This is a genomic window from Pseudomonas sp. 5Vm1k, from assembly GCF_056161485.1.
The window spans coordinates 70813-95489 of sequence record NZ_JBSPCZ010000021.1; the positions used below are offsets into that span (position 1 = coordinate 70813).

The following is a 24677-nucleotide window of genomic DNA, read 5'->3' on the forward strand; positions in this document are numbered from 1 at the left end:
TTTCGAACAACACCCATCAAATGTAGGAGCGAGGCTTGCCCGCGAAAGCGGTGTGTCAGCCGACATTAATCCAGCTGACACACCGCCTTCGCGAGCAAGCCCGCTCCCACAGGGGATCTGTGTCGGCCACAAATTTTTCGAACAACACCCATCAAATGTAGGAGCGAGGCTTGCCCGCGAAAGCGGTGTGTCAGCCGACATTAATCCAGCTGACACACCGCCTTCGCGAGCAAGCCCGCTCCCACAGGGGGATGTGCCTGGCTGCTACCCAGGCTTGTGGTTATCCAGTACGCGATTGACCGCTAACTCACCCATCAGGATCACCCGGTGCAGCACCAGCATCGTATGGCGTCGCGGGCCGTCCGCCAGCTCGGCGAGGTCGTTGACGATCTCGCGGGCCGATGCCAACGATTCGCTGGCGTCGACCAGCAACGTTTCGTCATCCACCGCTGCGTCGATGGTGAAGATGGTGTTGGGCTTGCGGGGCGGTATCTGCGTTTTCGTCGCCCCGGGGTTGAGGTAGAAGTTGAGTGCGCGGTCGGCCGCCGCTTTCATTTTCTTGGGGTCAAGATCAAAAGAGGCGTCGTACGGTACTGGATCAGTATTCGGGGGATTGGGCGTTACTTTGAACATAGATGAAGCTCCCATTTTCAATATTGAGATTGAGGAGCCATCACTCTCGCTACCAAACGAGGGTGGCGGCCATACGTGGGTTGGTAGACCGGTCGAAAACGGGAAACCCGGCGCTCACAAGGAGCCCCACGCATGACCACCATATAAAACCGAGTCCCAAAATGAGACTGCATAAGGCGTCGCCATGCGGATGTTTTCAAGCGGGCTACCAAACCCGATCACTGTTTTGCAGTGACCCGGAAACGATATAGCCCACCCCACAGCCGCACAAGCCGGCCGATTCTGGCGTACGCGTAGGTAACGGCGCAAGGCGTTGTAGCCGTTTATGACGTAACACCGGGTGTCTTTAAACGCGTGCGTGAAAACGTGTTTAACATCGCCAAAATAGAGAATTTCTGACGGTACGCATCAAACCTGTGGCGAGGGAGCTTGCTCCCGCCGGGTTGCGAAGCGACCCTAAAAGCTGGGGCTGCTGCGCAGCCCAACGGGGGCAAGCCCCCTCGCCACAGGAAAGCTTTCTCGCCCACTGGTTCGGTGGTTCCGCAATCGAGATTTACCCCATCCCCCACCTGCCCCACTCACCCCCAATTCTGGGGACACTCGCCCGCTCCAACTTCCAGCCCTCAACCCCTCTGACCACCCTCGACGCCCATACCCCGGCCCTTTCCCGCCCATTCCCCCCAATTGGTATGCAATTTGCGCTGGCCCTCTCAACTGGCCCGTCTCCAAGGGACAGGCACTCCGATAGAGGGATTAACTCATGCACCCTTTACTGTCCAAAACCGCGGCCGCGCTGGTCGTTACCGCTCTGGCCCAAGGCGTTGCCCAGGCCGCGCTGTTTGCGGTCGATACAGGCCCATATTTGCCCGCCAACGGCTCGTTCGCCGCCTGGTATCAAGACACCCACGGCCGAACCCTCGACCTGTGCTTGTCCAAGGCTGTCAGTTCCCGGGTGCCCAGTGCGCCGGGGGCGCCCACCTACATGTGCTCGCTGATCCCCGCCCCGGGCATCTTCGACGACACCAAACCGATGGTCTTCCCGACCAACTTCCCTGACGAAGCGTTCTGGTTTACCGCCGACGGCGCGATTGTCGATGCAGCCAGGGGCATCAACCTGAACTATGTCAGCGGTCTCGAAGCAGCTTTCAGCGGCGGCGACCCGGTGGAAGGCGACCAGATCAGCTTCGCCCGTATCCGCATTCGCGTCGACGTGCCCACCGCCGGCACCTACATCATCACTCACCCTTACGGCGTCGAAGCGTTCACTGTCGATACCCCCGGCCGCAAGGCGATCAACATGACCCGGGACATCGGCATCGGCACGCCGAAAACCTACGACGGCGCCCTCAAGGGTGATGTCGGACCGTTCCTGCGCAGCGTCAACGGCCCCTATACCGAAACCAACCCGGTGACCGGCGCCGCCGATAAATTCATCGGCGACCCGAACCTGTCGGAAGCGGTTACTGGCAGTCCGTTCAACACCAACTTCATCCGCATCGAAGGGCCCAATGGGCTGGACCTGCGCACTACGGTGTTTGCGGTGTCCGGCAAGTTGTCCACGGTGGTCCGGCCAACGCCGCTGATCACCCAGCGCGGCACTTACTCGCGCAAGGCCGGCAGCAGTGCGCCGGTGGCCCAACAAGATGTGTTCGTCATGGCCCCGCCACCACCGGCCACCGTGACCCTGGACAGCAACAACCCGGCGCTGCACCTGACCGAAGCCGATACCACCGGCAACTGGTACGCGCAGTCGTCGGTCAACCCGAGTTTGCCGAGCACCTTGCAGGTGACCGCCGACAACCACCTGGCCATCGCCACCAGCACACCAACGACCCTGACCCTGCCGTTGACGGACCTGGTGGTGATTTCGCGCGCCGAATACAGCCTGAGCACCGGGCAACTGACGCTCGTGGCCTCGACCAGCGACGAAACCTCGCCGCCCGTACTCACCGCCACCTCGGGCACTGGCGCTGCCATCGGCGCCCTGAGTGGCGACGGCGCGGTGAAAACCCTCGCCACCGGGATCTCGCCGATTCCACCGGCCAAGGTTCGGGTGACGTCATCCAATGGCGGCAGCGATACCGAAGAAGTGGTCATCGTGCAATGAACGCTCTCATGCCCAGATCCGTATCAGGAGGCATCATGAACAATTGGCCACGCCTGGCGCTCAACGCCCTGGGACTGACGCTATCGCTGTCGGGAAGTGCTTTCGCGCAACTGGCGGCAGTCGATCCCGGCCCCTACACCTTCGCCACCGGGAAATTCCCGATGTGGTATCAGGACAACAATCTGCTGTCGATGGAACTGTGCCAGTCCAAGGCCACGAGCTCGCGGGTGCCGGCTGCAGTCCCACCGGCCTACATGTGCACCCTGCTGCCGACGCCGGGTATTTTCGACGACACCCTGCCGACAGTGTTCCCGGATAACTGGCCAGACGAATCCTTCTGGTTCCTGGCCGAGACCAACATCCCCAACAACGCCGCCGGCTATGGGATGGACGCCTACGTAGCCGGGATCGAAGCGGCCTTCGCCTCGGGCGCTCCTGCCGATGGCGATCAGCAAAGCTTCGCGCGGATTCGCATGCGGGTGAACATTCCCGTCGCCGGGACCTACACCGTTACCCACCCGTATGGCGTGGAAACGGTGAACGTCACCACCCCTGGCCGTCGGGCGATCAACATCACCAAGGATGTCGGCATTGGCGCCCCCGGTGATTTCAGCGGGGCGTTGAATGGTCAGATCGGGCCGTTCCTGCGCAGCGTCAACGGCCCCTACACCGAGGTGAACCCGGAGACCGGCTCCGTCGAAACCTACGTCGGCGACCCGAACCTCACCGAAGCGGTGACCGGCAGCCCGTTCAACACCAACTTCGTGCGCATCCAGGGGCCGGCCGGGACCATCCAGACCACCTTGTTTACCGTCGCCGGCAAGGTCCTCGACAACCGCGCGCAAACCGCCGTGGAGATTAACCGCGCGACCTATCGCCGCACGACCTCCGGCACCGGCAGCAGCACGCGGGTGGAAGTCTTCGCCAAGTCGAACAACGGCTCGACCCTGTGCTTCCGGGACACCCTCGCGCTGGTAGTCGGCCCACCGGTTTCGCCGTGCCAGACCAACCTGATCGGCGACAACAATGGCTTATTCTTCGGCCAGCACCTGGCCACCGGCACCTTGCCGAAAACCGTGGTGGTCACCGCGACCAACCCGGCTGGCACCACGCGCCCCACCGCTGTATCCAGCAAGCTCACGGACCTGGTGAAAATCCAGACTGCGCGCTACAGCTGGAGCAACCACAGCCTGCTGATCGAAGCGACTTCGACCGATGAAGTGGCCGTGCCTGACATGGTTGCCCAGGGCTACGGACGCCTGTCGAAAACCGGCACCCTGCAAAAACTCACCGTCGCCGACCTGACCCAGCCACCGGCCAGCGTCACGGTCAAATCCGCCGCGGGCGGCAGCGATACCGAGCCCGTCGTGGTCGTCGGCACCGCACCGGACACCGGCGAAAACCAGGCGCCGATCTCGGTCGCTGACACTGGTGCCACCAGTTTCGGGGTGCCGATCACCCTTAACCTGCTGGCCAACGACAATGACCCGGACGGCAACGTGCCGCTGAGCATTACCGCGCTGACCCAACCGGCTGCCGGGCAAGGCACCGTGGCGTTGAGCGGCACCACGGCGGTGGTCTACACCCCGCCTGCCGTCGTCACCACGCCGTTGACCACGACCTTCACCTACAAGGCGCAGGACGTCAAAGGCCTGGCTTCGACCACCGCCGCGACCGTGACCATTACAGTGGCGCCGAACCGGCCACCAGTGGCGGTCAACGACAGTGTCGCGACTTTGGGCGTGGCGATTCCGATCAACGTGCTGGCCAACGACACCGACCCGGAAGGCAACGTGCCGCTCGGCGTCGCCAGCCTGACCCAACCGGCAGCCGGTCGCGGCACCGTCAGCACTGACGGCACCGTGATCACCTACACGCCACCGGCCACTGTCACCACGGCGTTCACCACGACCTTCACCTACATCGCCAAGGACAGCTTCGGCGCCCTGTCGACAGCCCCGGCGACGGTCACCGTTCAAGTCTCGCCAAGACCTGCCGCGGAAACCTTCACCGTGACCACCGCCACGGTCCAGGCCCGCTCCAACAACCGCTTCAACTGGGACTTCGCCGGTACTTCATCGGTGACCACCGGCAACACCATCACCATCCAGGTGACCACCCCGACCGGGCTGGTAACTCTGGGCACCACAACGGTGCCGGTGACCGGACGCTGGCGGCTGACGATCAACAACAGCACCGACGTGATCCCATCGGCTAACCCGACGGCGACCATCCGCTCGTCCCAAGGCACCGTACGCTCGGTGTCGGTGACCACGCTCTGAGCCCTCGCCCCGGCGTTCGATCCGAACGCCGGGGCAGGCCCGTTCCCAAAGGACAACGCCATGCAAACGCCGACCGCCGCCCTGCTCTGCCTGCTTCTGCTTTGCAGCAGTGCAGGCGTGCGCGCCGACGATTTGATGGACAACGACGACCTGGCCCCCAGCTCCGACCTCGGCGAGTTGCCCGCGCCGATTGGCCAGCAAGCGCTGATCAACCAGCTCGGCCAGGCCAACGTCGCGTTGCTGCAACAGAACGGTCAGGGGCTGCTCGGACGCATCGTCCAGTCGGGTAGCAATCAGGAAGCCTACATCCTGCAACAGGGCAGCGACCTCATGGCACAGATCACCCAGCAAGGTTCCGGCAACGCCGCCTCAATCACGCAGAACGGCAGCCACAACCGCGCGCAGATTTCGCAGAACGGCAATAACAACGACGCCAGCATCGACCAGGCCGGCACGGGGCTTTCCAGCGCCGTGACCCAGTCCGGAAACGGCATGAGCGTTTCGGTCAAACAATATCGCTAAGCACTGCAATAACCTTGGAGGTTTCATCATGTTTAAATTGACGCCCCTCACCGCTGCCATCCTGGTCATTGTCAGTGCCCAGGCCTTGGCCGACGACAGCGTTTCCACGCAGAACCAGGTCGGTACCGCCAACATCGCCGACGTGAAACAAACTGCGGCGCCGTTCAGCACCGCCACCCAACAACAACTCGGCCAGGGCAACGACGCGGCCGCCGTGCAAGACACCGCCACCAGCACCATCGACCAGACCCAGGTCGGTGATTACAACGCCGGTTACGCCGAGCAGTTGTTCGAAGACACCAGCACCATCACCCAACAACAGGTCGGCAGCTACAACACCAGCCACGCCAGCCAATCGATCGGCAGCGGCGAAAACCAGGTGCTGCAACAACAGCAAGGCAGCGGCAACTTCTCGTTTGTCTATCAGGACTCCCAGGAAGCCACCTCGGGCCAAACCTTCCAGTTCGGTGACAACAACGAAGCCAACATCGAACAGATTCAACTGGGCATCGCCAACAACGCGGTGATCATCCAGTACGGCAACACCAACTACGCGACCGCCGAACAGGTCAGCCACATGGGCGGCCAGATCGGCATCAACCAGGCCGGCGAAGGCAACTACGCCTACGGCGACCAGCGCAATGGCATCGGGGGCAACCTGAACATCAACCAGTTCGGCGACTTCAACGCCAGTGAAGTCTGGCAAGACACACAAACCGCCAGCCAGGCCACCATCAACCAATACGGGCAGACCAACGAAACCGTGGTCGATCAAAGCTTCGGTGAAAACAACGTGGCGCAGGTGCTGCAAGTCGGCGACCTCAACGCGATCTATGCCGACCAGTTCGAGTCCATGGGCTCGACCCTCGCGCTGTACCAGCAAGGCACTGGCAACGTGCACTTCACCTACCAGAGCGGCGACAGCCATGTGCTCAACGCCACCTCCGTGGGTAACGGCAACAAGGTCTACGCCAGCAACTGGAAAGGCCCGCAACTGGGCGGCCAGTTCGGCAGCAACCAACGCGCGACCATCAACCAGAACGGCACCAACAACGTGGCGAGCTTCACCCAGGATGGCGTCGGCCACATCATGACCACCAACCAGACCGGCACCGGCAACAAAACCACCGTCAGCCAGGCTGATTCTTACAACGAGCTGTACTTCGACCAGAACGGCAGCGACAACATCCTCATCGCCGACCAGCGCGGCACCACCAACCTGGCGCAGGGTTCTTCCAACGGTTCGGGGAACAGCACTGAGTTCGATCAATCCGGCACCGGCAACCAGGCGTACACCGCGCAGTTGTATGGCAGTGATAACCAGATCACCGTCAAACAGGCTGACACTATGAACGTGGCGTATGTGACCCAGGGCGGGACGGGGAACATTGCCAATGTGGATCAGAGCGGCATGACGCAAATGGCGACGGTGCAGCAGTTTGGCAGCGCTAACCAGGCGACTGTGCTGCAACAATAATCGCGGGGCATAAAAAACCGCGGCCCTTTCAGTGGGGTCGCGGTTTTTTTTGTGCCTGTGGGAGACTGGGTGACTGTCCGGGCGCTTTCGCGAGCAGGCTCGCTCCCACAGTCGATCTTCGTCGTACACAGAATCTGCGTCTCGCGCAGATCCAATGTGGGAGCGAGCTTGCTCGCGAAGAACGATAACGAGGTCTATCTGCCTGGCTTGAAGTTACAGGGTTGCCCTGCAACATAGAATCTCCCACAGGGGTTCTGAGTACATTCGCTGGAGATGGGTTGTCTGGCAGTCAGCCTTCGCGGGCAAGCCCGCTCCCACAGGGGATTTGTGGCTGTCATGGGATTTGTGTTGCATGGAGATCAAGTGTGGGAGCGGGCTTGCTCGCGAAGAACGATAACGCGGTCCACCAGACAGCCACTCACTGTGGCTCATGCGGGGCTGCGCAGCAGGCCAAAACCATTGCAAACGCGTGCACTCAGACGCACCACATGCACTGGTTTCACGAGACAAACCAGAAGCACGTCGCCTACTCTCTCGACCCCAACTTTAAAATCGATCGATACGATGGCTAATGAACTGGAGATCGAAAAAAGCGCCTACGAAAATTTCCAGGCCATGTACAGCGCAGGACTTTTCAGCGGACAGCGATTTGGTCAAGCGCTCTACAACCATTTCAAACTGCACCGACTTTCTGATCAGCAGCAATTAGAAGGTTTGTATGAAGCGGACGGAAAATCAGCGCTCAAAATTATTGAGCGGATATTTGCGTTTAGTTAATTCCGGGCCACATCCGCCAGATACTGGCCGACTATCAGGCAGCCTTCGCGAGCAAGCCCGCTCCCACAGGGGATTTGTGGTGGTCACAGAACTTGTGCCCCATGAAGATCCAATGTGGGAGCGGGCTTGCTCGCGAAGAACGATAACTCGGTCTATCTGCCGAACTCATTCTGTGGCAAGGGAGCTTGCTCCCGCTGGGCTGCGTAGCAGACCCAAAGCCTTCGCGAGCAGGCTCGCTCCCACAGTGAAACGATGTACACCCGAATGAGACAGGTCGTCTGTCAGGACGCCTTCGCGGGCAAGCCTCGCTCCTACAAAAGCAGAAACAGAAGCAACCCAGCGCACACCGCCCCGCTCCTCACCACTCAAGGCCGAGCGTTAGCTCGCCTGCCCTTGATCTTGCTCTGCCCGCCCCTTCGGGAGGCTGAGTGGAGGTGTTCATCTGGGGGTGGGCGCGTAGCGCCGTGCGGCGAAGCCGCACACATCGAGAGGAGGTCGAAGCGAAGCCGACCGTAGGCGATGCCCCCAGATGAATACCGGAGCGAAGGCACGCCGAGCCTAAGCGAGGGGCCGGACGCCGGGGCGAGACCTTTTGGTTCCTTTTGGGGCGTCTGCCAAAAGGGACTCGCCGTAAGGGCGAAACCGCCAGCCGCCGTTACCGCTGGAATGGATATGCACTCAGTCAGCAAGAGCCAGGTCGGCCCGAAGGCCGCCTCGACTCACTCACTCTCCGGATCAACCTTGTTCTGGCTCAAATACCGCCCCAGCGTCTCATCCTGCACAGGCGTGGAATTATCCCCCGCCACTTGCCACAAATGCCGCTCGATCCCCTGGGCCAAAAGATGTCCGACCGCCGCTTCAATCGCCGACAGCACACACAACTGCGCCGGTTCGTTGGTGGTGTAGCCCACCTCTGCCTCAAGCAATTTCTTGAACTCGATAAACTTGAACACCCCGGCGCTGCGGCCCACCGAGTAAATCGTTTTGCTGGTCATGACGTTCGCCAACACCTGCCCGCTGCGCACATCCACCGCCCGCAGGTTCACCGAGACCTGGTCCACCCGATATTCCCGGGAGAGATCAATCCCCAGGTACCGTGCCCCTTCCCCACCGCTGCGCACATTGGTGTCATAGGCAATGATCCCGCCTTCAAGCATCAAGTTCGCCGCTTGCAATGGTGGAAGTTCGCCCTGGATGTTCACCGGCGTATTGGGTTTTTTCTGCGAGGCGCGGATGATTTTGCGTTCAGTCAGCAGGTTTTGCAGGCCTTCGCGCTCCAGTACCACGAACCAGCCGCTGGCCTGCAGGGCGTCCATCAACATGCTCGCCGCGCCCTGGGTCACGCTGGTGGAGAACGAGCTGGCCGGGGTCGGTTTGTATTGCCCTGTCTGGTCGCGGAAGCCGTAGACCACGGCCATCAACCGGCCTTTTGGCCGTGGCATTTTCAGCAAGTCGTAGTAGGTCGACGCCCGTGGTGTGAGGGTCGGTGATTCGGTGTCCTGTTCGGCCGGCATGGTGTCGCGCAAGCTGCAACCCTGTAATGCCGCCAACATCAGCCCTAGCACAATTATATTTTTCATGTCCTTAACTCCCCGGCAGCCCGAATCCCGTCATGGGTTGAGGCCGTTCACCTGAATTTCCGAAACTTCACCGCTCGCTCGGTCGGTCACTTCAATGCTCAGTGCGCCGGAGTCGTCGATGACGTTGACGATAAAACTGTCGGTGGACAGGCTCCCGGCGTTGCCCGTGGAGATGTTGTCCAGCAACTGCCCCAGCAACCGCGATTGCAGCTGGCTGGTGAAGCGTTCAAGGGCCGAGGTGCCTGGCACCGCGGCGCGTTTTTTCAGGTCGGGGTCGTCGAAGTCGTTTTGCGCCTGGGCGTTGTTGAGCAGCCAGGTGCCGTTCAACGGGTTGCCGCCGAACGACGGATTGATCGGCGTGTAGACCAGCTCGGTGGCATGGACCAGGCCGCAACTGCCCAACCCGAGAAGCCAAATGCCGGTGCGCTGTGAGAACGTTTTCTTGTTCATAATTCGTCCTTCTCCAGGTCGGTGGTGTCCTGCAATAACGTTTCCAGCTTGCGCTGGACAATCTGCACCCGGACCCAGTCGGCGGCGTCATACGCGTCGTCCTTGAGTTCCACGGTGTTCGGCGGCAGGAAGCGCCGGTAAACCAAGCGTTGTTGATATTCCACGGTCACCAGGCTGCCCCAGCGGGCCGAGGGTCGTTCGCGCACCACCAGGTTGAAATCCATCGGGCTGGTGGCGCGCAGGCGTTCACTGAACGAGTAATAAAAGTCGTGGCCGATATGCGAGATCGTGTCGTCGACGATGAAGCCCATCATTTCGTCCTCCTCGCCGGCCGGGGCCAAAGGGCTCAGCAGCATCAGCAGCAGTGCCAGGCAATATCGGTTCATGGCGCCAACGCCTGTGGGGTCAACGACTGGGGTTTCGGGCCAGATGCGCCATCGAGAAAGGCTTTCTCGGCCACGAACTGCCAGTCCTTGTAGCTCGCCATGCCGACGAAATCGGACCATTGGCTGGGGAAATCGGTCTGCTTGAGCGGTGTGTCGGTGGACGGGCAATAGAGGCCGGTGATGCGCCCGTCGAACCCGCGCATCAACGTCCATTCGCCGCCACCGATCGGGTCCGGGTAGAGCTGGCGCAGATGATGTCTGGGGCTTGGAAAGCGTTCATCCTGCAACAGGTCTTGCAGCTCTTTCGGGTACTGCGCCAGCCCCGGCGAACTGCGGTAATAGCTGCGCAGCGCCTGGGCGTATTGGGTGCCGACCCACAGCAACTGGCGTTCGCGATCTCGCCGCGAGGCGGTGGACCACAACTCCCCGGCGCTGGCCAGCCCCATGCCCATCAGCACAATCAGGAACAGCACGCCCAGGTAGGTGAAACCACCCTCGTTGCCGTAATGCTGTTTCCCTGTGGAGTGGGGGCTTGCTGTGGCGAGGGGGCTTGCCCCCGTTGGGTCGCGCAGCGGCCCCAGCTCTTGTTTTGCCAGACTCACCGCATTTACCGGTTTTGCGACTGCTGCGCAGCCGAACGGGGGCAAGCCCCCTCGCCACAAGAGCCCCAACTGCCACAGGTTTTCACCCGCAGGCCTACCACTCGGAATAAAGGCTGCCATCACGCGCCCTCCCGGTAGCACCGCTTTTGATATCGGCCACTGCGCCCGGCACACCGTCCGGTGGCGCGACCAGGACCCAGAGGTCCTTGCGCTCGGCAATCGGGTCGGTCGGCGGGTTGCGCAAATAGCGCTGCTCAACTAACTGCTCGATGGAATCGGGATAGCGCCCGGTGTCGCCGTAATAGTGATCCAGCGCCTCACGCATCGCCGACAGACTCTGGCGCAACGTGGTCTCTTTCGACGCTTCCAGGCTGCTGAAATAGCGCGGCAAGGCGATGGTCATCAGGGTCGCGATAATGGCCATGACCACCATCAGTTCCAGCAGGGTAAAACCTTTTTCCCGGCGCATAGGTTCACCACTCGCGGTAGGCAATGCCGTTGAGGCCCTTGCCCCGGGCTTTGGAGTAGACGTCAAACACGTCTTCGCCTTCCCGTGGGTTTTGAGCCGTACTGTCGTAGGAGCGCAGGCCCCAGCCACCGTCGTCGTTACGCTTGACCGGCAGCAGCGGGTCGTGAGGCACCCGGCGCAAAAAGTAGAACTTGGCACCCTTGGCGCTGCGCACATCGCGCACGCCATCCACCAGCACTTGCAGGTTGGGCGGGTAGCCGCTGCTGTTCAGCGACTTCTCGATATAGCCGGCGTCAAAGGCGCGTTTGTAAGCGTCGATGGCGTCGCGAATCTGGTACAGCGCCGCGCGCATGTCCTGCTCCTTGCCACGCCGTACCACGGTTTCGGTCAGGGGCGCGGCCATGCCGGCCAACAGGCCGATCAGGGCCAGCGTCACCACGACTTCAATCAAGGTAAAACCGCGCTGGGAGGCGTTCATGATCAAGGCTTCTCGACGACAACGTGGGCGGACGAGGCAACCGGTGTGGTCATGACGTCGGTACGAATCGCCGACTCCATGCCACGGTCAGGCGCCTGGATGTGCATGCTGGTTTCGGTGCCGGTCTGGAATTCCATGTCCGACGGGCTCTGGTAAGGCAGGTTGCGCACGATCCGTGGGGTGATCGACAACACCAGTTCCGATTTGCCGACGGTGTCCTTGTTGCTGCCAAACAAGCGGCCCAGCCCAGGGATGTCGCCAAGACCCGGAATCTTGTTGCCGGTGGCGCCGTGGTCATTGCGCACCAGCCCCGCCAGGATCTGCGTTTCACCGTCGTGCAGACGCAAAGTGGTCTGGGCGTTGCGGGTATCGACCTGCACCGGAATCGTGCCCTGGCGGGTCGGTTCCAGCGGCGTGGCGTTACTCACTTCCAGGGCAATCTTGATCGCCACTTCGTTGTTCAAGTGCACGATCGGCTGCACTTCCAGCTTCAGACCGACATCGAGGTAAGTGACGCTTTCGGTGATCACCGGCCCCTGAGTCGAAGGCACCGAGGTGGCGCTGATGATCGGCACGCGCTGACCAATGTGGATACGCGCCTGTTCACGGTTGCTCACGCGAATCACCGGGCTGGCCAGGGTGTTGATGTCGTTGTCCTGGGCGTTGATCTTGGCTTGTGGCGACGGCGAAATGGAGATCCGGCTGGAGTTGATGCCCTTCAGTTGATCAAGAATCGTCACCCCCGAACCGTCGCTGTTGACCACACCGAAGGTGCTCGGCCATTGCAGCCCAAGGTCGAGAATGCGCTGGGTGGCGACTTCCATCACTTCCACTTCCAGCACCACTTCCGGGTCGGACTGGTCTTGGGATTGCAGGAGTTTCTCGGCCATGCGCACCGCATCTTCGGTGTCGCGCATGGTCAAGGTGTTGAGGCGTTCATCGACGAACACGTCGCGGGTCTTGAGCATGGTCTTGATCATGTTTAACGCGGTGTTGGCATCGACGCTGGTCAGGTAGAAGGTGCGCATCACCAGCTCCTGATAATCCTTGAGCTTCTGCGGCGAGTCCGGGTAGATCAGCACGGTGTTTTCGTTCACCACTTTCTGGTGCAGCTGATTTTGTTGGAGCAGCAGTTCCACGGCGTCTTCGATGCGCACGTCACGCACGAAGATCGTGGCTTTCATGTCTGGACGCAGGTCTTTGTCGAAGATGAAATTCAGCCCGGCGACCTGGGACAGCACTTCGAAAATGGTTTTCAGGTTGGCGTCACGAAACTCCAGGGTCACCGGCCGATCAAGGCGAGTGCGCAGTTGTGGATACGGCACCACGTTGCGGCTCTGCACCAGGCGGATGTTGCCTTGCAGCTCCAGGGCGCCTTCATTTTTCGGGTCGAGTTCGAGCATCTGTTTGACCTGACGGTCGGCGCCGTAGATGTCGCCCCGACGCAGGTCGCCACGTGCCAGTTCGAGTTTGTCGTCCTGGCTGCGCAGGTAGTCGAGTTGCTTCAGGGAATCCTGGGCGCGGCGGTTGCTCGGTTCGATGGTCAGCACCCGTCCGTAGGCCAGGCGAGCCGCTGGAAAGTCCCGGCGTGCGCGGTCAGTGTCGCCAGCGGTCAACAGCGCGGTGATCGCTTTGGCCCGACCGGTGTTCAGCAGCAAGTGCAATTGCGTGTCCCGCGGGTTTTCCCGCAGGCCTTCCTGGACTCGCGCCAACCCGGCCTCGTACTGCCCTTGTTCGATCAGGTCGGACGCTTCTTTGTTGGCGACTTGCGCCGAACTGCATGCGGCCAGTGCTGTGCTCAGGCACAGGCTCATCAGCAAACGGGATCTGTTCATTGCGTGCTCCCCACAGACAAGGTCTGGGACAAATGCAGAGGCAGGTAGACCAGGCTCAATTCCACATCGGAAATGCCCTCGATCCGCCAGGTGTCGTCGATCACATCCCCTTTGCGTACGACGTATATTTTTTCGCCGTTCTGCAAAAACACTTGCAGGTCGGATTGGTTATGCAGCCTGCCGACGAACTGAAAAGGCATCGCTGGTGCGCTTGGGGTTTGCACCACCGGGGTCAGGTTGACGGGTTGTTCGGTGACGCTGGCCAACGTCGGTGCAGCCTTCCAGCTGCGGGTGGCGAACAGGTCGCCGGACGGGCTCAAGTCCTTGATCGGCGCGGCCTTGACGCTGGCGGCTGCAGCCGGTGTTTTGCTTTTGGCCGGGGTGGCAACGGTCGCAACGCTGACCTCGCCGTCCTCGGGTTGCCGCAAGTAATCCGGCAACCAGGCCAGCGCCGCCGCCACACCGAAGAACGCCACCCAACCCACTACGCGTTTGGTATTCATCACGACCTCGACAAGTAAAGGGTCATGCGGATCCGCCCGGTCAGGTCGGTGTCGGCGATCTTTTTGCGCTGGAACTCCACGTCCTCCACCACCACCGCCGGCAACTGGCCGAGCAAGGCGTGCAGGAAGCGCCGCAGTTGCGGATAGCTACCGCGCACTGGCAGCAGGATTTGATAACGAGCGAGATGGGTCTTGGGGTCGATGCCCAGGGAATATTCACCCCGGGCCAAGGTGATGTGTTCCAGCGCGGCCAAGGCGTAAATCTTGTCGATGGCTACAGTCGCTTGAGGCTGCGACGGCAACTTGCTGCGAAAGTCGTCGAGTTGCCGTTGCGGCACCACCGGTGGCGCGACGCTGCCGTCTTCCACCTTGGCCAGGTACTCGCCGGCTTCGCGGGTTTGCTGGCTGAGGGTTTGCAGCGACTGCCAGTCTGGCACCAGCCCGGCCAGGGCATACATCAGCGCCACCGCCACCAGCGCCATCCCGGCCAGGCCCGGAATCCCGAGGCCTTGAAGGTATTCGTGCACGATCAGTCTAGGGATTCGCATCGCCAATCTCCCACGTCGCCGACAGGTTGAATTGCACCGGGTGTTCCGGCACGTTGGCGACGATTTCGTGGCTCAGCAGTGACACGTCCGACAGCTCGTCGCTGGCTTCCAGACGCTGGTGAAATTCGAGCATCGCCTCCAGGTCCCGCGCCTCGGCGCTGATTCGCACCTGGCCTTTGCGCGCGTCCGGGGTCAGGGTCAGCAAGGCGATGTCGTCGCGAGGCATGGCTTCGAGCATGGCGAACAAGCGTTCCCATGGCCGACGCAGTTGCTGTGACACCTTGCGCATCTCAGCGAGGTTTTGTGCTTGCTCGCGGGTCTCGGCCGGGGTCAGGCCGACTTTGCCACCGGTATCGCCAGTGAGTTCGCGCTGGGCGTGTTGCAAGTGGCCTTGTTGTTGCGAGGATTGCTGGTCGAGGTGCTGCTGGGCGAAGAAGCACGCCAGGGTCAGCGCCATGCCGGCGGTCAACAGGCTCCAGCCCAAGGGACCCGAGCGGCGGCGCGGCTGAAAGTCGAGAGTCAGGGCGCGCATGTCAGGCCACCGCCCGGGACATCACGTACAGGCAATCCCGTACGTTGGTCCGGTCTTCTTCAAGGGTCCGCAGGTGTACGCCTGGCACTTCGGGTTGTGAGTCGATGCGAGCCGGCGCGTGCAGGTAGACGTTCAGTGGCCGTTCACTGCTAGAGGCTTGCAACTGGTTTTCCCGGCCAATCAGCGCGGTCAGAGCTACATCGCTGTCGCTGCTGCCCACCGAGCGCACCGAGGTCCAGCGCCCTTCCCGGGCCAGCAGCAACACACTGCGCACCGGCTCGGCGACGACGAACAGGAAGTCCCCGGCGTCGAAGCTTTTATCGAAGTGGTTGAACGCCGCCATCAGGTACGGTTGCACCGAACGCAAGCGCAAACCACGAGCACTGACCAGGCTGCGCAGGCGTTCCAGCAAGTCCTGGGGCAAGGCTGAGGCGATGCGGTCGTAGCCCGCCGGTTCCGCCGAGAGCACCAGGCTCCAGGGTTGGCTCGGCACGCCGTAGAGGTCTTCGAAACACAGCTGAGCGAAACCGAGCAATTCGTCGGGGCTGCTGATCTGGTCGCTCCAGGGCACCAGGCAAAAGCGGCTGAAGTGCCCGGAAATCACCACGCTCAACTCGGCACCGGCACGGGCATGCTCGCCGAGCAAACGGTCGAGGGTTTCCAGGGCAACGGCCCAGGCGTGGAAGCCTTCGTCGATAAAACCGACGCTGCCCAGCCAGCGGGTGTCGCTGCCCTGGCGCTGACCGAGGCCGACGCCACTGGCGCCGAGCACGGCGACATAACGATCACGAGACAAAAGTGACACGATTGATCTCCTCGAGCGTAGTACGCCCCGCTTGCACCAGTTCCAGCGCCGACTCGCGCAACAGGCGCAAGCCACGTTTGCAGGCGTGGGCCTTGATTTTCGAAATCGGTTGGCGCTCGACAATCATTTGCCGCAGCTCGTCGTCCAGGTGCAGCAGCTCGGCAATCGCCGTGCGCCCGCGGTAACCGGTGCCCCGGCAATGGCCGCAGCCCTTGCCATGCACGAAGTGGTAGTGGCCGACGTGTTGCGGGTCGAGGCCGGACAGTTGCAGTTCTTCATCGGTGGGCTGGTGCGGTGCACTGCAACTGGCGCACACCAGGCGAATCAGCCGCTGGGCCAGCACTGCGTTGAGCGCCGAGACCAGGCTGTAGGGGTCGATTTCCATCTGGGTGAATCGGCCGATCACATCGAACACGTTGTTGGCGTGGATGGTGGTGAACACCAGGTGGCCGGTGAGCGCCGATTGCACGGCGATCTGCGCGGTGTCGGGGTCGCGGATTTCACCGACCATGATCTTGTCCGGGTCGTGGCGCAGGATCGAGCGCAAGCCACGGGCGAAGGTCAGGCCTTTCTTTTCATTCACAGGTATTTGCAGGACGCCCGGCAGTTGATATTCCACCGGGTCTTCGATGGTGATGATCTTGTCCACGCCGTGGTTGATCTCGGTGATCATCGCGTAGAGCGTGGTGGTCTTGCCGCTGCCGGTGGGGCCGGTCACCAGCACCATGCCGTAGGGTTCGGCGGCGAGGCGGCGCAGTTGCTTGAGGGTGTCTTCTTCGAAGCCCAGGGCCTGCAACTGCACGCCACTGACTTTGTCCGCCAGGTCCTGTTTGTCCAGCACCCGCAGCACCGCGTCTTCACCGAAAATGCTCGGCATGATCGACACCCGGAAGTCGATCTGCCGACCACTGATGCCGATTTTGAAGCGACCGTCCTGGGGCACGCGTTTCTCGCCGATGTCCAGTTCGGCCATGACCTTGACCCGGGAAATCACCTGTTCGGCGAACTCGCTGCCCTGGATCTTGCTGATGTTGTTGAGTACGCCATCGATCCGGTACTTGATCACCAGGCCACTGCCGGTGGTGCCCAAATGAATGTCGCTGGCGTGCATTTTCAGCGCGTCGTAGAGGGTCGAGTTGACCAGTTTGACCACCACGCTCGCGTCTTCGCTGATGCTGGTCAGGGACAGGCTTTGCAGGTTGTCGATCTCGACATTCGCGTCGGCCTGGGCGTTGAGCGACTCCACCGCGTGGAAGCTTTCTTCGTGACGGGCCAGGTAGGCTTTCAGATCGTCGGCATGCACCAGGTACAGCGGCGCACCGTGCAGGCAATCGTCGATCCAGGCCAGGCGCGAGGTATCAAACGGGTCGGCGAACACACCGATGACTTCGTCGGCGTGGCGCAGCAGGATGAATTCGCGCTTGAGGCATTGGGCCAGGGTGACCCGGTCAAACACGGGAGTAGCCTGGAACAGCGTGTCGGTGTCGAGCACCGGGTAATGCAGGGTTGCGCCGAGACACTGGATAAACGGCATGGGGGCCAGTTCGCACAACACCCCGAGGGCGTCCAGTACCCGTTCGCCGGAACTGGCGGCCCGGATCCGCGCCTGGGCCAATTGCTCACTGGAAAAGCGTGACGGTACAGACTCCAACGGTGCCGGTTCGACGGCAAGTGATAGACGTTCCATGGCTTGCTCTCCAACGCCGGGGGCTTAAAGCCCTGTCGGCGCGGCAGGCCATTGCGGCGGGAGCCGGAACGTCGTGTCGCGCCACTACTCCCCGGTGAGCAATTGTTCGTCGTCCGGTGCCAGCGAGGCCGATGTTCGTCGGCGATCCGCCAGCACCCAGCTACCGTCGTACAACTGCAGCGGGAAACTCTCGGTCCTGCTCTGGCGTCGTTCGACGAAACCTTCAGAAGTGCTCACGCCTGCTTTGGCTTCGCGCTCCATCCCTAGAAGGTCGCAGACTGCACGGGCCAATTCCGCCAATGGAAAGGGTTTGAACAGGATATGGCTGACACCTAACTGTCGGGCCCGCTCACAGACTTCAGCGGTTGGGTGCCCGGTGATCAGCACAAAATGACACTTCCTGTTTTGGCGGACGGCATCGAGCACCTCAAAGCCTTCCATATCCGGCAAGCGGTAATCGAACACCATCACATCAGGTGCAAAACTTTCGGCTTCGCCGATTGCCATGGCACCGTCGTGAGCTATCCGGACGTCCAGTGCTTGCGCCTGAAGGTAATCCTTGAGGTTTTCGGCAAGCAGTTGTTCGTCTTCGACAACCAGTACTTTGTTTAACAAGGTCGACTCCTTGAAACCGCAGGTCCGAGTACCGAGCCTGGCGGAGTGAGCGCCTTACAAGGGCTAACGCACACTTCATGCCAGGCTGAGCGCCGGTATTTTTATCTCTTCATGTCCTTGAATTTGAAGACAATGCCAAGTCGTCCAGTATCCCCTCCCCCCAAAGACGGGGAAGCACATGGATTGGCACTGAAGCTTTTCCCCACTATTGGGGGGGAACGTTCAATCATCGTCAATCCGCTCGATTCGATTGCTGGAACGCAATTGCGCCAGAACGTCTCGACGAGCCTGGACCTTTTGCTGTCGGGCAAGGTACACCCGGACTGTTTCAAGCCCCTGCTCCTCTGTGACATCCGCCGCCTCCTTGTGGTTCTGTAAATAAATCAAATGCCAGCCGACCGAAGTACGCACCGGTTCACTGGCCTGCCCCGTCTTCAAGGCGAACGCCGCCGCTTCAAATTCAGGCATCATGCGCCCGCGCGCGAAATAGCCCAAGTCCCCGCCAGCACTGGCCGAAGTGTCTTCTGAAGCGCTGCGGGCGACGTTGGCGAAGTCCGCCCCTCCGGCGATTTGTACACGTAGCTCTTCTAAGCGTAGTCGCGCGGCTTCGACTGTGGCGGCATCCGCCCCTTGGGGCACTTTGATCAAGATATGCCGGGCCTGGATTTGCTCCGGGCTGCCCATCTCGGCGCGGTGCGCTTCGAAGAAGGCGCGAACCTGTTTTTCGTCCGGCTCCGCCACTCGGGTGAGGTCGGCGAAGACCTCTTGAGCGGCCAGTTCGCGTCGGGTGTATTCGGTAAAACTCGCCTCATCGAAACCAGCATCTTGCAGCTTGCGGGCGAACACCTCGGCGCCACCGATGGCCTGACGGGTCAGCGCCACTTGGCTTTGCACCGTGACATCGCTGATCACCACCCCGCGCTTGACTGCCTCCTGCCACAACAGCTCTTTGTCGATCAGTGCATCGAGGGCGGCCTGACGCATCTGCTTATAGGCCTTGGGATTGCGAATGCTGGCGACAGCCCGCCCCTGGTCTTCCAGGTATTCGGCGAAATAGCGCTCCAGTCGAAACTCGGAAATCTCCGCGCCATTAACCCGCGCGGCGGCCGGCCCGTTATTGCTGAAGGCCACGGGCACCCAAAGCATCAGCAGCAACAGTAGCGTCTTCATGATCGAAGCCTCCGTTCAAGGTGTAGCGGCAATGGGTTTGTAGGGCGCGACCAGATAAAAGCGTTGGTCGGTCAGGTCCACGGTAACGATATGCGCGCCGTTCAGGCCCAGGCGCCGGCCGGGGCCGAAGCTGATCCGCGGGGTCAGCCCGGTGTCGAAGTCGTGCAGGCTTTCGAGGGCGCTGATGAGCTTTTCGCGGCTGGCATCGCGACCGGCTTGCTTCATGCCTTCGCTGAACAGCAGCATCGAACTGAACGCCCCCACTTGCAGCACCGCGTGTTCGCCGCCGAGGCCCTGATGTTCGCGCAACAACGTCAAGGCCTTGCGCCCAGACTGGGTCCAGTCGCTGGGCACGAACGGATAAGCGAGGAACACCCGCCGGGAAAACCCGCTGGGCACTTGCAGCAACTCCCCCGCCACCTGGTTCGACGCGGCGAACAGGTAAGGCACCTGCCCCGCCGTCTGCAAGCGTTCGGCCAGGCGACTGAAGCCACTGCTGCTGCCTAGGTAAAACACCGACCGCGAGCCCAGCGGCAACTCGTCCTGGGCCGAGTTGTAGGCTTGCAGCCGCACGTCCTGCCAGGCGTGAGCCTGTAAATATTGGCCAAGACTCTGCGCCGCCAGCCGTTGGCCGGGGTCATCCGGGTAGGCAATCAGCGTCGGCCCCGGCAGCACCCGCAGACTGTCAGTGGCGTAGTCGGCCAGGGCGATCAGTTGTTCGCGCAAACCTGGCAGCGGTTCGAAAATCTGCCGACTGGCCTGGGCGGTGCCAAGTAACGACAGCGGCCCGATCAGCGGGACCCCAGCCCGTTCCAGGCGTGCCGCCAGTTCGGTATCCAGTGCCGGAACCAACGGCGCGATCAGGGCAAAGACTTGTTCCTGGTCGATCAACCGGTCCAGGGCCTGTTCGGCACTGACGCGGTCCGGACCGGGGTCGAGGATAGTCAGGCGCAACATGCGGCCATGAATCCCGCCCGCCCCGTTGATCCGCGCGATGCTGCCCTCAAGCACCGCCGCCACCGTCGCGCCTTCATCGCTCAACGGTCCCTGGCTCGGCAACAAGGTGCCCAAGTGCAGACTGTCGGCACTCAAGCCTGGATCGCGATCTTCACCCAGGCGCTTGAGGTAGGCGCTGAGGTCGCGTTGATCCTTCATCGACAGCACGAACCGCGGCATGGCCGGGTCGAGCCGATTGTTGCCAGGGTCGCGTCCTTCCTGAATCGCCCGGGCCAGCGTGCCCTCGGTGTAGGCCGGGTAATCGCGGCCATTGACCTGCTGTTGACCATAAACACTGCTGAGCCGCGACCAGTTCAGATCCGGTGGCCGCACCCCGCCCTCCGCCCGGCCCTGGCCATCGGCGCCGTGGCAATTGGCGCACGGCAGGCTGGTGGCCGGCAGCACAATATCCGCCGCACCGACCCGCGCCATCACCGGCTCGCCACTGCCTGACAGCCCTTCGCGGTACAAGCGTTTGCCCGCACTTTCGCTGGGGCTCAGCGGCAACGCGCTAGAGCTCAGGCTGAAGCTGGCGAGAAGGATCAGGAGGGCAATGTTCATGGCCCGGACTCAGCGACCGACCACAGGCATTGTCAGCAACTGCAAGCGCTGGGCAATGGCGGCGGCCGGGGCATCGGGACGGATCTTGCTCCAGCGTTTGTTGGCCACGTCACCGACGATCAGTTGCGTGGAATGTTGCTCGGGGGTCGGCACGATCTGGCCGATGCGGCCCAGGACCAGATCCATTTGCGCCTTGTCGCCGGTTAAAAAAAGCCAGTGCGGGCCATCGACGCCCTGCTTCAAGGTGTAAGCCTTGAGTACCGCCGGGGTGTCCCGCAGCGGATCACTGGTAAGGGAAATGAAGGTGATGCCGTCGGCCTTGTCGCCCAGCACTTCGCGCACTTCCTTGAGCTTGCGGGTGATCAGCGGGCAGGCATCGGTGCAGCTGGTGAAAATCACGTTGAGCAGCACCACGCGGTTTTGCAGGGCATCGCTGTAGAAGCGCAGGGTGTTGCCATTCTGGTCTTGCAATGGCGTGTCGGTGAACCAGGTTTTCGCGTCGCGAGTGCCGGTTGCCGGTGCGGCGGCGGTCACCGCCGGTGTCGGCTCCTCGTGCTGTTCGTGGGAAAACGCCAAGAAGCTGATCACGCAAAAGCACATGGTCAGGAAGATCAAAATAAGCGCTTTCATGGCTGTGTCTCCATGGCGATGGCGGTGTGTTTGGCGTGGGCATTGCGTTGGCCACTGAGTTTTTCCACTTCACGGGTCAGCACCGTCGGGTCGGTGAAGCCGTAATAACGGGTCCAGTGGCGGCTGTTGCCGTCGCCGACCATGATCAGCGGCGCGTGGTTCTTGAAGTCGCCGTTGAAGGTGCCGAGGCCCTTGAGGGTTTCGTTCACCGACTGCGGGCTGCCGGTGAGCCAGCTCCAGCCCGGTCCGTTCTGGAAACTGCGGGCGTAGTCGCTCAGGCGTTTGGGGTCATCGCGTTGCGGATCGATGCTGATCGACACCAGTTGCACTTCTTTGCCGACCCGAGCGCCGAGCTGTTTCTGCACCTTGCCCATGATCGACGACACCACCGGGCACACCGTGGTGCAGCTGGTGTAGATGAAGCTCATGACCACGATTTTGTTGCTGATCAGGTCCTTTTCCAGGCGTACCGCTTTGCCGTTCTGGTCCATCAGCGCGACGTCGGCGAATTTCACCTGGGCGCTTTCCTGGGTCTTGGCCAGCGGCGGGTTGTGCCCGGCGTGTTCATCCGCCGAATGCGCCAGGGCCTGGCCGATGCCGGTGGCCAACAGGCAGAACGTCAACAAGCCACGGTGTGCGAATCGGTTCATGTCAGTTTCCTCTTCGGTGAGCATCGCAGGGCAGTACCCGAACGCTGGCAAAGGTCTTGTCATCGAAATTCGCGCCCAGGGACGCCGCGCGCACATGCAGGTACCAGGCGCCGCTCTGGTCAAGGGTCACCGGCGCTTCATACACGCCGTTGCCAAGATCCAGCGCCGCGACTTCCTGGGCCCGGGACGTCGGGGCGCGGAAGTAGCGCACCTGCACATCCTTGACCCCGCTGCGCCGGGTTTTCTGTTGGCCCTCAACGATGCGAAAGCGCACGACATACGGGTCGCCAAGGTCCGCCGTGGACTTATCCAGCATGAACTCCACTTTCGGCACGCCGGGGCGTTGGGCGAGGTTTTTGTCCGGCTCCACGAGGGCGCTGAAGCAGTGAATGATGTTCGGTTGGTTGAGCAGGAACGCCACGTCGAAACGCCCGGCCTGGGGCAGTTTGATCCGCGCGTTGTACAGCCCCGGCTCGACTTCCCGCAAGCTGCGGTCGATGACCATCGCGGCCCGCGCAACCTGCCCGCGATTGGGGTAGCCGGACATCGGCGCGTTCATGCCTTCGGCGTAGAAGTAGGTGGTGTTGTCCACCGGGTTGACCACAAACACCGCGTTATCGTCCCGCGACACCGCCAGGCTCGACGCGAGCGGCAAATCGCCGGCCAGCCGTGGCGCCTGGGGCCCGGCTTCGAAACCCTGGCTGATCGGTGTGCGACCTTCGCCGAGGGACGCCAGGTTGATCATCGTCACCTTGGCCGAGGCGAGTCCGCGCACGTAGGCGTAGGCCTTGGTGAACACCACTTGGTAGGGTTCGGCGGAGACGTCGATTGAATGGATGCGCGCATCGGTGGCGGCGTCGATTACTTCGGCGCGGTTTTCCAGGGTGTTGAGCACCACGCCGAAGCGGCCGTCGGCGCTGAAGCCCATCGGGCCAAGGCCCTGGCCCAGTTTGATCACCCGCCGCACCGCGAGGCTGCTGGTATCGACCACGGTTACGCTGCCGTCCTGGCCATCGGCGACATACACCGCTTGGGACAGCGGCGAGTACGCCACCGACAACGGGTGGGTGCCGGTCTTGAGCTGCTGGCTGATGGTCAGGCTGGCGATGTCGATGATGCTCAGGGTGCCGTCGTCGCGGTTGGTAACGAAGGCGTGGCGGCTGTCTTTGCTGAAAGCGATTTCGTGGTGACCTTTGCCGGTCGCGAGGTGTTTCAGGGTCTTGAGGCTGCGGCTGTCGATCACCGTGATGCCGGACTGCTCGGCGGTTTTCGCATTGTTGCCGACCCACAGCAGGCGCTCATCCGGTTGCAGGGCCACGCGCACCGGGTTGCTGCCGGCGGCGACCGAGTCGATCTGTTTGAATTGTTCACTGTCGATCACCGCCACTTCACCGGCGATGGGCATCGAGATGAAGACGCGTTTGTTGTCTTTGGTGGTGACCCAATCCATCGGCGCTTGCTTGAGATCGATGCGCGCCATGGTGCTGGTGATGCCGCCGACCGACACTGAAGGATCGACCACCGAGACGCTGGCATCGCGGTTCATCACCAGCAGGAAATAACTGTTCAGGTCGAGCATCGGACGTGCGCCGATGCTGGATTTCAGGAAGACCCCTACCCGGGATTTGCAGTTCTGTTCACGGCCCTGGGCCTGGTCGGCGGCGATAGTTTCCGGGTCGAGCCAGGCGCCGGGATTCACCCCCGACAGCGGCTGGCCGGAATTGCTGTCAGTGACGCGGAACTGCACATCGGCAAACCCGCCTTCGCGCAGCACACCGTCCTCGGCCAGCGCTCGCACCTTGAAGTCCACCGCCACCCCGTCACGGGCCAGCGACTGACCACTCCAGGTGTCCGGCAGCGCGACTTCGCTGAGCAGTATTGGCGTGGTCGTGCGCCAGACACCCAGCCAGACCAGTGCCGCCCCGACAACCAGCGCACACCCGGCAATTCTCATCGTCCTGCTCATAAAGAGTCTCCCGTTACCCATCTGTGCCACACCATGCCCCGCTCGCAATGACGCCATCCGCCACACCACCAAAACCGCGTCATACCCTTCGCCTGTAGGAGCGAGGCTTGCCCGCGAAGGCGTCATCTGCCACACCATCAAAACCGAGTCGTTCCCTTCGCGGGCAAGCCTCGCTCCTACAAAAGCAGAAACAGAAGCAACCCAGCGCACACCGCCCCGCTCCTCACCACTCCAGGCCGAGCGTTAGCTCGCCTGCCCTTGATCTTGCTCTGCCCGCCCCTTCGGGAGGCTGAGTGGAGGTGTTCATCTGGGGGTGGGCGCGTAGCGCCGTGCGGCGACGCCGCACACATCGAGAGGAGGTCGAAGCGAAGCCGACCGTAGGCGATGCCCCCAGATGAATACCGGAGCGAAGGCAC

The 24677-nt window shown here is 61.9% G+C and carries 24 protein-coding genes; 5 read left to right on the forward strand and 19 right to left on the reverse strand.

Annotation, left to right across the window (positions count from 1 at the left end):
- Positions 1–264: 264 nt before the first annotated feature.
- Positions 265–633 (reverse strand): DUF6124 family protein, encoded by a 369-nt coding sequence (locus tag ACWIKB_RS28755; RefSeq protein ID WP_475270907.1) that lies wholly within the window; start codon positions 631–633, stop codon positions 265–267.
- A 760-nt stretch (positions 634–1393) separates the two neighbouring features.
- Between ACWIKB_RS28755 and ACWIKB_RS28760 the strand changes: the two genes are divergently transcribed.
- The 5 genes from ACWIKB_RS28760 (at position 1394) to ACWIKB_RS28780 (ending at position 7798) form a co-directional block, all read left to right on the forward strand.
- A complete protein-coding gene (locus ACWIKB_RS28760) occupies positions 1394–2740 on the forward strand; it encodes a hypothetical protein (protein WP_475270909.1) in 1347 nt (448 codons plus the stop codon).
- A 35-nt stretch (positions 2741–2775) separates the two neighbouring features.
- Entirely contained in the window at positions 2776–5022 is a 2247-nt protein-coding gene (locus tag ACWIKB_RS28765; RefSeq protein ID WP_475270911.1) for an Ig-like domain-containing protein, read from the forward strand.
- A 60-nt stretch (positions 5023–5082) separates the two neighbouring features.
- Positions 5083–5544 (forward strand): curlin, encoded by a 462-nt coding sequence (locus tag ACWIKB_RS28770; RefSeq protein WP_475270913.1) that lies wholly within the window; start codon positions 5083–5085, stop codon positions 5542–5544.
- A 28-nt stretch (positions 5545–5572) separates the two neighbouring features.
- Positions 5573–7021, forward strand: a complete 1449-nt coding sequence (locus ACWIKB_RS28775; protein WP_475270914.1) for a curlin — start codon at positions 5573–5575, stop codon at positions 7019–7021.
- A 564-nt stretch (positions 7022–7585) separates the two neighbouring features.
- The gene (locus tag ACWIKB_RS28780; protein WP_475270915.1) at positions 7586–7798 is read left to right on the forward strand and encodes a hypothetical protein; all 213 of its coding nucleotides are present in this window, start codon (positions 7586–7588) and stop codon (positions 7796–7798) included.
- A gap of 719 nt (positions 7799–8517) precedes the next feature.
- On the opposite strand, the gene ACWIKB_RS28785 is transcribed toward ACWIKB_RS28780, so the two are convergent.
- The 18 genes from ACWIKB_RS28785 to ACWIKB_RS28870 form a co-directional block, all read right to left on the reverse strand.
- Positions 8518–9378 (reverse strand): CsgG/HfaB family protein, encoded by an 861-nt coding sequence (locus tag ACWIKB_RS28785; protein ID WP_475270916.1) that lies wholly within the window; start codon positions 9376–9378, stop codon positions 8518–8520.
- A gap of 30 nt (positions 9379–9408) precedes the next feature.
- On the reverse strand, positions 9409–9828 hold the full coding sequence (locus ACWIKB_RS28790) for a curli assembly protein CsgF (protein ID WP_475270917.1): 420 nt from the start codon (positions 9826–9828) through the stop codon (positions 9409–9411).
- Positions 9825–10214 (reverse strand): curli production assembly/transport protein CsgE, encoded by a 390-nt coding sequence (csgE, locus tag ACWIKB_RS28795; protein ID WP_403016292.1) that lies wholly within the window; start codon positions 10212–10214, stop codon positions 9825–9827. The genes ACWIKB_RS28790 and csgE overlap by 4 nt, the downstream gene beginning before the upstream one ends.
- Positions 10211–10666, reverse strand: a complete 456-nt coding sequence (locus ACWIKB_RS28800; RefSeq protein WP_475270937.1) for a type II secretion system protein — start codon at positions 10664–10666, stop codon at positions 10211–10213. Before ACWIKB_RS28800 ends, csgE begins: the two co-directional genes overlap by 4 nt.
- A gap of 244 nt (positions 10667–10910) precedes the next feature.
- Complete coding sequence (locus ACWIKB_RS28805) at positions 10911–11285, reverse strand: type II secretion system protein (protein ID WP_054054499.1); 375 nt, start codon at positions 11283–11285, stop codon at positions 10911–10913.
- 4 nt (positions 11286–11289) lie between these two features.
- Positions 11290–11763, reverse strand: coding sequence for a type II secretion system protein (locus ACWIKB_RS28810; RefSeq protein ID WP_475270919.1), 474 nt, complete (start codon positions 11761–11763; stop codon positions 11290–11292).
- 2 nt (positions 11764–11765) lie between these two features.
- Positions 11766–13598, reverse strand: coding sequence for a secretin N-terminal domain-containing protein (locus ACWIKB_RS28815; RefSeq protein WP_475270920.1), 1833 nt, complete (start codon positions 13596–13598; stop codon positions 11766–11768).
- A complete protein-coding gene (locus ACWIKB_RS28820) occupies positions 13595–14101 on the reverse strand; it encodes a hypothetical protein (protein ID WP_475270921.1) in 507 nt (168 codons plus the stop codon). The genes ACWIKB_RS28815 and ACWIKB_RS28820 overlap by 4 nt, the downstream gene beginning before the upstream one ends.
- Positions 14101–14649, reverse strand: coding sequence for a type IV pilus inner membrane component PilO (locus ACWIKB_RS28825; RefSeq protein ID WP_054054507.1), 549 nt, complete (start codon positions 14647–14649; stop codon positions 14101–14103). The genes ACWIKB_RS28820 and ACWIKB_RS28825 overlap by 1 nt, the downstream gene beginning before the upstream one ends.
- Positions 14636–15181 (reverse strand): PilN domain-containing protein, encoded by a 546-nt coding sequence (locus ACWIKB_RS28830; protein WP_475270922.1) that lies wholly within the window; start codon positions 15179–15181, stop codon positions 14636–14638. Before ACWIKB_RS28830 ends, ACWIKB_RS28825 begins: the two co-directional genes overlap by 14 nt.
- A 1-nt stretch (position 15182) precedes the next feature.
- Complete coding sequence (locus ACWIKB_RS28835; protein WP_475270924.1) at positions 15183–15986, reverse strand: hypothetical protein; 804 nt, start codon at positions 15984–15986, stop codon at positions 15183–15185.
- Positions 15967–17673: a GspE/PulE family protein gene (locus tag ACWIKB_RS28840; protein WP_475270926.1), complete on the reverse strand. Its 1707-nt coding sequence runs from the start codon at positions 17671–17673 to the stop codon at positions 15967–15969. The genes ACWIKB_RS28835 and ACWIKB_RS28840 overlap by 20 nt, the downstream gene beginning before the upstream one ends.
- 84 nt (positions 17674–17757) lie before the next feature.
- Positions 17758–18288, reverse strand: coding sequence for a response regulator (locus ACWIKB_RS28845; RefSeq protein ID WP_403016275.1), 531 nt, complete (start codon positions 18286–18288; stop codon positions 17758–17760).
- 222 nt (positions 18289–18510) lie between these two features.
- Positions 18511–19458 (reverse strand): peptidylprolyl isomerase, encoded by a 948-nt coding sequence (locus tag ACWIKB_RS28850; protein ID WP_475270927.1) that lies wholly within the window; start codon positions 19456–19458, stop codon positions 18511–18513.
- 15 nt (positions 19459–19473) lie between these two features.
- Entirely contained in the window at positions 19474–21015 is a 1542-nt protein-coding gene (locus ACWIKB_RS28855; protein ID WP_475270928.1) for a cytochrome c/ABC transporter substrate-binding protein, read from the reverse strand.
- Between the two features lie 9 nt (positions 21016–21024).
- Entirely contained in the window at positions 21025–21645 is a 621-nt protein-coding gene (locus ACWIKB_RS28860) for an SCO family protein (RefSeq protein ID WP_475270930.1), read from the reverse strand.
- A complete protein-coding gene (locus ACWIKB_RS28865; RefSeq protein WP_475270931.1) occupies positions 21642–22295 on the reverse strand; it encodes an SCO family protein in 654 nt (217 codons plus the stop codon). Before ACWIKB_RS28865 ends, ACWIKB_RS28860 begins: the two co-directional genes overlap by 4 nt.
- Before the next feature lies 1 nt (position 22296).
- Entirely contained in the window at positions 22297–24261 is a 1965-nt protein-coding gene (locus tag ACWIKB_RS28870; protein WP_475270932.1) for a YncE family protein, read from the reverse strand.
- Between the last annotated feature and the right edge of the window lie 416 nt (positions 24262–24677).